Origin of the sequence: Streptomyces coffeae (assembly GCF_016741875.1) — a bacterium.
In the GTDB taxonomy this organism is placed as follows: Bacteria; Actinomycetota; Actinomycetes; order Streptomycetales; family Streptomycetaceae; genus Streptomyces; species Streptomyces coffeae.
This window is the reverse complement of the sequence record NZ_JAERRF010000184.1, coordinates 1-524: the sequence shown is the minus strand read 5'-3', so window position 1 is coordinate 524 and position 524 is coordinate 1. Positions and strand designations below refer to the sequence as shown.

General features: G+C 71.2%; 1 protein-coding gene. It reads right to left on the bottom strand.

What is annotated here, in order from left to right; translation table 11 throughout:
* Positions 1 to 524: acyl-CoA carboxylase biotin carboxyl carrier protein subunit (locus tag JK363_RS41585; RefSeq protein ID WP_236076600.1), on the bottom strand; the 524-nt coding region annotated here is incomplete at both ends.

Sequence of the window (524 nt, the reverse complement as noted above, 5' to 3'; positions counted from 1 at the left end):
CCCGCGCGGTGGGCGTTGAGGGGCTGTTCCATCTTCATGGCCTCCAGGACCACGACGAGGTCGCCCTCGGCCACCGTGTCGCCCTCGGCGACGGCGACCTTGACGATCGTGCCCTGCATCGGGGACGCCAGCGCGTCACCCGAGGCCGCCGAGCCCGACTTCTTGACCGCCTTGCGCTTCGGCTTCTTGGCCGCCGCGTCCGTCGGTGCCACGGCCAGACCGAGGACGGCCGGGAGGGAGATCTCCAGGCGCTTGCTGCCGACCTCGACGACCACGGTCTCCCGGGCGCCGGTCTCCTCGGCCTCGTCCGTGCCGGTCGGGGTGTACGGGGCGATGGTGTTGTGGAACTCGGTCTCGATCCAACGGGTGTGGACCGTGAACGGGTCGCTGGTGAACGCCGGGTCCGTCACCACGGCCCGGTGGAACGGGATGGCGGTGGCCATGCCCTCGACCTGGAACTCCGCCAGCGCACGCGCCGCCCGCTGAAGCGCCTGGGTACGGGTGGCACCGGTGACGATCAGCTT